The organism is Isoptericola sp. NPDC056578, assembly GCF_042793275.1.
In the GTDB taxonomy this organism is placed as follows: domain Bacteria; phylum Actinomycetota; class Actinomycetes; order Actinomycetales; family Cellulomonadaceae; genus Isoptericola.
Window position 1 is genome coordinate 62,913 of record NZ_JBHTVC010000018.1, and the last position, 331, is coordinate 63,243.

Annotated in this window: 1 protein-coding gene; it reads right to left on the reverse strand. The window is 73.7% G+C overall.

The window, feature by feature from the left end:
* Nucleotides 1-331 (reverse strand): hypothetical protein (locus ACFQ80_RS09560; RefSeq protein ID WP_430563482.1); only part of this gene is annotated, 331 nt, incomplete at both ends.

A 331-nucleotide genomic window follows, 5' to 3' on the forward strand; every position in this document is an offset into this window, starting at 1 on the left:
ACGCCGTCCTGCGCCTCGTCCGGGCCGAGGACGTCGTCCAGCACGCCGTCAGCACCGAGGAGGCCGCTCACCGTGGACCGCAGCAGCGACCGCGTGCCCAGCACGCCGTCGACCGTGCCCGCGGCGTCCGCCACCGACACGGTCAGGTCGTCCACCGCGCCGTCCAGGCTCGGCAGCGCGCCGGTCAGGTCGCCCAGCCCGGCCGAGTCGCCCGTGCCTGGCAGCGAACCGAGGTCACCGAGGTCACCGAGGTCACCGAGGTCACCGAGGTCACCGAGGTCACCGAGGTCACCGAGGTCACCGAGGTCACCGAGGTCACCGAGGTCACCGA